Origin of the sequence: Dethiosulfovibrio peptidovorans (assembly GCA_002748665.1) — a bacterium.
In the GTDB taxonomy this organism is placed as follows: domain Bacteria; phylum Synergistota; class Synergistia; order Synergistales; family Dethiosulfovibrionaceae; genus Dethiosulfovibrio; species Dethiosulfovibrio peptidovorans_A.
Genome location: PDTB01000031.1, coordinates 61,807 through 68,943 on the forward strand (window position 1 = coordinate 61,807; position 7,137 = coordinate 68,943).

At 51.4% G+C, this 7,137-nt stretch carries 6 protein-coding genes; 3 read left to right on the forward strand and 3 right to left on the reverse strand.

From position 1 onward, the window contains the following. Positions 1-2 precede the first annotated feature (2 nt). Entirely contained in the window at positions 3-833 is an 831-nt protein-coding gene (locus CSA35_09230; GenBank protein ID PIE53879.1) for a dihydroorotate dehydrogenase, read from the reverse strand. Between the two features lie 274 nt (positions 834-1,107). On the opposite strand from CSA35_09230, the gene CSA35_09235 reads away from it, so the two are divergent. Next, a complete protein-coding gene (locus CSA35_09235) occupies positions 1,108-2,445 on the forward strand; it encodes a glucose-6-phosphate isomerase (GenBank protein ID PIE53880.1) in 1,338 nt (445 codons plus the stop codon). Between the two features lie 2 nt (positions 2,446-2,447). On the opposite strand, the gene CSA35_09240 is transcribed toward CSA35_09235, so the two are convergent. After that, positions 2,448-3,182 carry a tRNA 2-thiocytidine(32) synthetase TtcA gene (locus CSA35_09240; GenBank protein PIE53881.1) on the reverse strand — a complete coding sequence of 245 codons (735 nt, stop codon included), beginning with the start codon at positions 3,180-3,182 and terminating at the stop codon, positions 2,448-2,450. Positions 3,183-3,332: 150 nt separating this feature from the next. Continuing rightward, entirely contained in the window at positions 3,333-5,336 is a 2,004-nt protein-coding gene (locus CSA35_09245; protein ID PIE53882.1) for a hypothetical protein, read from the reverse strand. A 213-nt stretch (positions 5,337-5,549) separates the two neighbouring features. Between CSA35_09245 and CSA35_09250 the strand changes: the two genes are divergently transcribed. Then, complete coding sequence (locus CSA35_09250; protein ID PIE53883.1) at positions 5,550-6,077, forward strand: hypothetical protein; 528 nt, start codon at positions 5,550-5,552, stop codon at positions 6,075-6,077. Position 6,078: 1 nt separating this feature from the next. Then, on the forward strand, positions 6,079-7,137 hold a 1,059-nt coding region (locus tag CSA35_09255; GenBank protein ID PIE53884.1), incomplete at its 3' end, for a hypothetical protein.

Consider the following 7,137-nt stretch of genomic DNA (forward strand, 5'->3'; position numbering starts at 1 on the left):
GATCAAGCCTCCCTTTGATCGAAAAGCTCCATGGAATGCTTTTCCTCATCTTTATACTGCTTCAGTCTTGCCATGAACTCGTCCCAGTCGACGGTCCATCCGTCGAACTCCGGTCCCTGGCAGCAGGCAAACTTCACCTCATCGTTTACGGTAACTCGGCAGCAACCGCACATCCCTGTGCCGTCGATCATGATGGGATTGAGGGAGACCCAACACGGGATTTTAAGTTCCCGAGCTTTTATGGATGAGAATTTCATCATGATGGATGGGCCAATCGCCCAAGAACAATCGATATGCTCCCCTCTCTCTGCAAGCATATCCATTGCGGTGGTGACCACGCCTTTGATCCCCTCGGAGCCATCGTCGGTAGTTATAATCAGCTCGTCTGAATATTTGCCACACTCATCTTTCATTATGACAAGGTCGGAGGTCCGTCCTCCCAAGATGGTGATGACCTTATTCCCCGCCAATTTGAGTGCCTTTAGTATGGGGTAGAGAGCGGCAATCCCGACTCCTCCGCCGATCATAAGAACCGTTCCGTATTTTTCTATCTCGCTGGGGGTTCCCAATGGTCCCAGTATATCGATAATAGACTCACCGACATCCAGACAGCTTAACTCACGCGTCGTTTTTCCGACGACCTGGAATATGATTCGAATTTTGCCGCCTTCAGGGTCATAATCGGCTACGGTTAAAGGGATACGCTCCCCGTGGTTGTTGGGACGCAGAACGCAGAATTGCCCTGGTTTTCCGTTCTTGGCGATGTTGGGAGCCTGAACCCATATGTCAAACTCGCCCTCCATAATACATTTTTTTTCGAGTATTTTAAACATTTTCCCCCTCCTACTAGATTGTATCCATTGACGTTACTTTGCTGACCACAGTATAAAGAAAACCCCTCTCCAATAGCATGCATTATACACTATCATGTCTATTTTTTCACGATGTTTGTATTTAATAGAGGTCTGTATTTTCAATACATTCTTTTTGTGTTTTTTAAAAGTGTGTTTGGAGTATTCCTCTGAGTTTCGCCCAAAATAGTTTGGGGTTGGGCTGAGGGCATAGTATAATGAATAAAAAACAAACATTTGATAAGGAGGGCTTGTCATGTTCAGCATGACCTTTTTTAACGGTAAAATTCCAAGTGTGGAAGATCGATTAAAGATAAAGGAGGCAGCCCACTGGATAGAGCAAGGGATGGAAGAGAGAAAGGAGGGGTTTGGTTGGCTTTGGCTGCCGAGCGAGGATCCTGCGGTTCTCTTAGAGGTGGCGCAGTGGCTTCGCTCTTTTAATGCGCTGGTCCAAGTCGGTATCGGTGGATCTTCTTTGGGAAACCTGATGCTTCACCAAGCCCTGCTTCCGCCGTATTACAACGAGCTATCCACGGAGCAGCGTGGGGCTCCTCGTTTTTACATGGCGGATAATCTGGACGAGGAGGAGAATCAGGCCATCTGGAACGCTCTGGATCTGGATCGATCAGGGTTTATCGTCGTGAGCAAATCCGGTCGAACATTGGAGACTATGGCGAATTTCCTTTTTTTCTGGGAGCGGCTGAAAGATCGGCTGGGTCCCAAGGCTGCCTCGAGGGTGGTCGTGATCACCGATCAGAAAGCAGGGCTCCTTCGGCAGTTTGTCTTGGAAACTGGGTGCCGCAGTCTCTCCCTCCCTAGGGATGTGGGGGGGCGTTACTCGGTTCTCTCGTCCGTCGGGCTCCTCTCCGCTGCGGCTTTGGGTATTGATGTGCGGGGACTGCTTATGGGAGCTTCAAAGGCTCACGATGCTCTTTTAGAGAAGAAAGACTTTGACGAAAACCCGGGGTGGTCGCTGGCGTGGAACCTCTATCGTCAGTTGGAGATGAAGCGTTCCACCACGGTGTTTATGCCCTACGGTGATCGAATGGAGCGGCTTGCCGAGTGGTTCTGTCAACTGTGGGCTGAGAGCTTGGGCAAAGAGGGAATGGGTTTTACTCCTCAGAGAGCTTTGGGAGCTGTGGATCAACACTCCCAGCTTCAACTCTATTCCCAGGGTCCTGACGACAAGTGTTACGTTGTTGTGGGGCTGGAGCCTCGAAAAAGTTCACCGCTGAAGATTGGCGATGAACTGTGCCTTCAGGAGTTGGCCTATATGGGTGACCTGTCCCAACAGGAACTCTTGAGCCACGAGCGACGAGCGGTGATGGCTGTTCTTGCCGGCGAGGGGAAGCCTGTCTTTTCGATTACCATGGAGAGATTAGACGCTCGTACCCTGGGTGGGCTGATCTTTTTCCTCGAATACGTGACGGCTCTGACTGGGCGGCTCATGAACGTTCAGCCCTTTGACCAGCCTGGTGTCGAGTTGGGAAAAAAATTTGCCAACGGATTAGCCGGTCGCAAGGAGGACCAGACATACGCTGAGATCGTGAGAGAGGTGGAGGAGCGAACCCTGACGACGAAGGTAGAGCTCTGAGGTTAAGGCTCCTCAAGCACCCATCGATCCTTCTCGTCTATGGACCGAAGGGCGTGAAGGATATTTTGCCGGATATCGGGAAAACGAGTCTGAAGCTCTGCCATGAGAGATTTGGTTCGGCTGCGCTCGGTTTTGAGGGAAAAGGGACATGTGTAGGGGAGCAGGGGAAGCTCCAAACGTCGAACCTCGTCGAGAATGGCTTTTTCCGTGAGATAGATCAGAGGACGAATCACCGTAACCCCTGAATTGCTCTGCCAAAGCTTAGGTTGAAAGGCCCGAAAGCGACCGGTCCGAAAAAGATTCATAAGGGCAGTCTCCACGGCATCGTCGAGACTGTGCCCCAGGGCTACGACGGCAGCGTCCATTTCCTTGATGGTACTGTTGAGGATTCCTCGTCTCATGTTGGCGCAGAAGCTGCAGGGAGATCGTTCATCTCGCAGGCTCATGATATCCTCTATGGGGTGGCGCACGACCCGATAAGGGATACCTAACCTCTCGCAGAAATTGGTCATGGGGGCTACGTTCCAACGTCCTCCAGTGACGTCCACCGTGCATGCTGAGAGCCGAAACGACACGGGACTCCATCTTTGAATGGATTTTAAGGCACTCAAGAGAAACACGCTGTCTTTTCCTCCCGAGAGACCGACCACTACATGATTTCCTTGAGAGATCATCCCAAAATCGTGAATGGCCTTTCCAATCTTTCCTCTGGTTTTTTTGCTCATAATGGGGATCATCGCATCTCTCCTTGTGACGATGTATTGTGTGCGCAGCAAATACTGAGTATCCGTAGTTTGCCAAAGGTACATATAACTAAAGGAGAAAGATCAGGGAAGCCGATCTTCCTCCTTGATTATTGAGCTTGTGACGGTCAGTTTTTATGACTATTAATACTGAGAACCGTTTGCCGCGTTCTGAGTCTTGTTCAGGGCAGCAAAAATATTGGCCATGGAGGCCATCTGGGCTTGCATCTTGGCCATGCGCCTCTCCATGGAGGAATATTGTTTGTACATGTTCAGTTGCTGGGTACTCAGGCGCGCCTCAAAATTCTTGATTCGTTTCTGGATCTGACTGACCTCGTTCTCCCAGGTGTTGATCTGGCTTTGGACGCTCCCCTTCTTTACGACCGCGCCTCCTATCTCGACCGTTTTGGTGCTTATGACGCCGTCGAGATATTCGTCTACTTTCTTGACTGCAGCGGCTACGGTTTTCTGAACCATCTTGGGGTCAGCGGTCATGGCCTCCATAAACTTTTTTGTGTCGAACTCCAGCTTTCCGCTCTTACCGAAGTCGACTTTCTCTGTTGTGATCCCAAGGGCACTCAGGTAGTCGAGTCCCGTCGTCTGGGTTTCGCCATTCTCCCCTTGTGTTTGTTCACTCATACGTTCTGAGAGGATTCTTCGGAGGTCCGACTTGGTTCGCCACAGGATAGGATCACCAGCCAGAAGCCCTTTTCGCCTCTTGAGGTCATCCTCCGGTTTAGCGATGACGTCCGCTCCACCAGGCTTTTCCGAGTAGTTGTACGTTTTTTCCTTGCCTCGGATATTTATATAGTCCATAAGCTCATTGTAGCCCTCGACGAAAGACTGAATGGACTCGACGGCTTTTTGAGCGTTCAGGTTGATTTCAAGGTCCACCTCACCGGGACCTTTCAAGTGAAGTTTAGCTCCGCCGATCAAATCCTCGATGTCGTTGGATGAGCGGGTTACGTCGATACCGTTCACCGTCAGCGAGGCGTCAACAGGTGCTGTATGGTGTATAACATCCTCTGTGAGGATACCCAATGAGTCCAGCAAGGAGTTTGCGTTGGTCGAGTAGTCAACTGAATACACCTGACCGTCCGCAGGTCTGGTGCCTCCCAACCAATGGACCGCAAGTTTTGAGCCGTCGTCGGGGTCAGTTACGATCTCGTAGTCGGTCCCTTGGACATACCCGGCGATGTTCACTGTGTTGAGATCAAGGTCAGTGCCGACCAACGTGTCGTAGTCGTCTCCGGCGTCTCTGGTGAGGGATTCGGACTGGCTGTCTCGAATTTCGTAGATACCGAAGGTATTGGCGTCGTACTCGTACTTGACGTTATATTGGCTCTCCTCGGCGGGGCGGTTGGTTGTGAGCCATCTGATGTTATAGCCACCTGTAACACTATCGGGCTCCACATCGAAGTCGATCCCCCTCAGGTAGGCTACTTCCTCCGTTGTTCCGTCGTCTTTTTTCTTGGTGACGGTGATGTCGCCTATAGAAACAGGGTCGATGGCGTTTGCTCCCAAAGTGTCGATGTCACCGGCACCGCGGGTCACATGTTCTGTAAACGTCTCCCCTCCAAGTCCTGGCTCCTTGCTCTCGATAACAAGCCTGTTATCGACCAGATAGGCATCGACACCGACGTTTGACTGGCGTATCTTTTCGGCTACGCTTCTCAGAGAGTCGCTCGAGGCGTATGTGATCTCTGTAGCCTTGGTTCCGCACCGGAGAAAAAATGAACCGGACTTGTCGAGTCCTACGCTGACGCTCTCCTGTCTGTCCGAGATGCGGCGTTCGGCTATAGCGAGGCTGTTCACTTTGATACGCCATTTGTCGATCTGGGCCGATGGGTCCAGCTCCACCTTCATGATACTTTCAGGGGGTTGAGATCCGCCGATGGTTATCAGTTCGGGAGTCTTTGCCGTAAAGGTCGATTTCAGCTTGAGAGGGTCGAGAGCCTTCTTTATGCCCTTTGTCCCAGCGGCGAACTCCTGATAGAGAAAGATCTTGTCGTTGAGAAGCTGTATTCGGTCAAACCAAGGTGTCTCCCTCTTTCGAGCCTGCTCCATCTGTTTATCTATGATGCCTCCCCAGTCGAGTCCTGAAGCCAGACCGGTCATCTGGGTTAACGGCATGTTATTGACTGGCATTGCGCCACCTCCTGCGGGCTGTCCCCGCTTGATGTCAAATGTTATATGTGTATCGGTTCTGAGTACCCCGTTCTTGAGAAGATCCACTATATCTAAACTCCATGCTACAATACCATAATGAGAGCCATTGTGGAAATATTGCACATCACATCTGCGAGATCACGGGCTTGTTGACATGTGATAAAGTGAGTATCTCTTTTGAGAGGTGTCTGTATGGACGTGTGTATTGACGGAGTCCCCTTTTTGATTCGTCACGGCGACAGCCTCCCCAGACAGGAGCAGCTTGATGTTGTTTTGGAGGAACTGGCTGCTCGAGGAGTAGTGCTGAAAGAGATCGTCGCCCATGGCGAGGCTATGGGCGACGAGGGATTCCTTTCTCTTCCTTGTGGTGTGTCCGTGAATTTTATCTCCGATTCCAAGGAGGCTCTCTGCCTCGAAGTCCTGGCCGAGGTTCAGGGGACTGCTGAGGAGTGTCATTGTCTGGCCGATCGGTGTTTGAAAGGTCAGGGGGCCATGGGTGACGAGATAGACTGGACCCGGCGGATGGAGTGGCTTGTTCGGGTTCTCTTCGAACTGGGAGAGGTCGACGACGATCATGGGTGGTCCGATCAGGTACAGGCTCTTGGAGATGCTCTGGCCCGATGGAGAGATGCACCTGTATCGTTACGAACCGATGGTCTTCGGATCGTTGTGGATGAGATGGACATTCTGATGGAGCGTCTGTCTCAAGGAGGAGCCTGAGGTGTCTCTTCGAAAGGGCCTGGCCCTTTTCTTTTTGTTCTCTTTCGGTGTGAGCAGCGCAATTTTGATCTTCAGTGTGGATGGGAACACCTGGACGACAATCCTTCATGCCCGTAAGGGGCCCTTAGGACTTGCTTTTCTGTTCGTGTTGTGTGCTTGGACCTGCGATGCTTTGCGTTTTTGTTCTCTGGCGAGGGCTATGGGCCAGATGATATCTTTCCTCAACGGGGTTATCCTGACCTGGCTTCACTATTTTGGCTGCGCGGTGACTCCCATGCAGGTGGGAGGAGGCCCGTTTCAGGTCTTTGTCCTGTATCAATCCGGGATCCCCATCGGACAGGGTATTGCCATTACGCTGGTCCGAACCCTGTTAACGACCTTTCTTCTTTCCGTTGTTGCTCCTGTGGCCTTTTTGATGCATCCTGATATTTTTAAGGGGCATCATATCATGGCCGGAGTGTTCGTATACGTCCTGCTCTTTTCCATAGTTATCTGGGTAGCGTTTGTCGCAAGCGTTCTTCGTCCTCATTGGGTCAAACGAGTGGGATCGGTAATCGTCCTGTGGCTTCGGCGGTTCAAAATTCTGGGAAGAAACCGTATCCTCTGTACGATCCGAAGAATTAACGCTGAAATTGACGGGTATGCTGTGAACATGCGTTTGCTCTTCTCTCATGGCATTTGGTGGCTTCTTCTGGCTTTTGTACTCTCGCTGGGACACCTGTTGTTTCTGTTCTCAGTCCTTCCGTGTCTGATTTGGTCGGTGGGACTTCCGGTTCACTATGTTGAGAGTCTGTTGGTTCAGGCAGTGCTTTTATTTGCCCTGTACTTTGTTCCTACTCCTGGTGCCAGCGGTGTGGCCGAGGGAGGCGGTGCTGCGCTCTTTGGTCTTCTGATGCCTTGGAGTATGGCTGGGGTGATGGCCGTGGCGTGGAGATTCTTCACTGAGTATTTGGCTATTCTTATGGGAGCCATCGTGGCCGTTCGGTTCATCGGGTGGGGAACTGCTGAAATGATCGTTCAGAGCCGCCAACGTGAATATCGGGAGATCGATAATATGGAG

Bases quoted from the DNA above. Each gene is read 5' to 3' on its own strand.
- CSA35_09240 (PIE53881.1), bottom strand. From the start codon at position 3,182: ATGATCCCCATTATGAGCAAAAAAACCAGAGGAAAGATTGGAAAGGCC.
- CSA35_09235 (PIE53880.1), top strand. From the start codon at position 1,108: ATGTTCAGCATGACCTTTTTTAACGGTAAAATTCCAAGTGTGGAAGAT.
- CSA35_09230 (PIE53879.1), bottom strand. From the start codon at position 833: ATGTTTAAAATACTCGAAAAAAAATGTATTATGGAGGGCGAGTTTGAC.
- CSA35_09245 (PIE53882.1), bottom strand. From the start codon at position 5,336: ATGCCAGTCAATAACATGCCGTTAACCCAGATGACCGGTCTGGCTTCA.
- CSA35_09250 (PIE53883.1), top strand. From the start codon at position 5,550: ATGGACGTGTGTATTGACGGAGTCCCCTTTTTGATTCGTCACGGCGAC.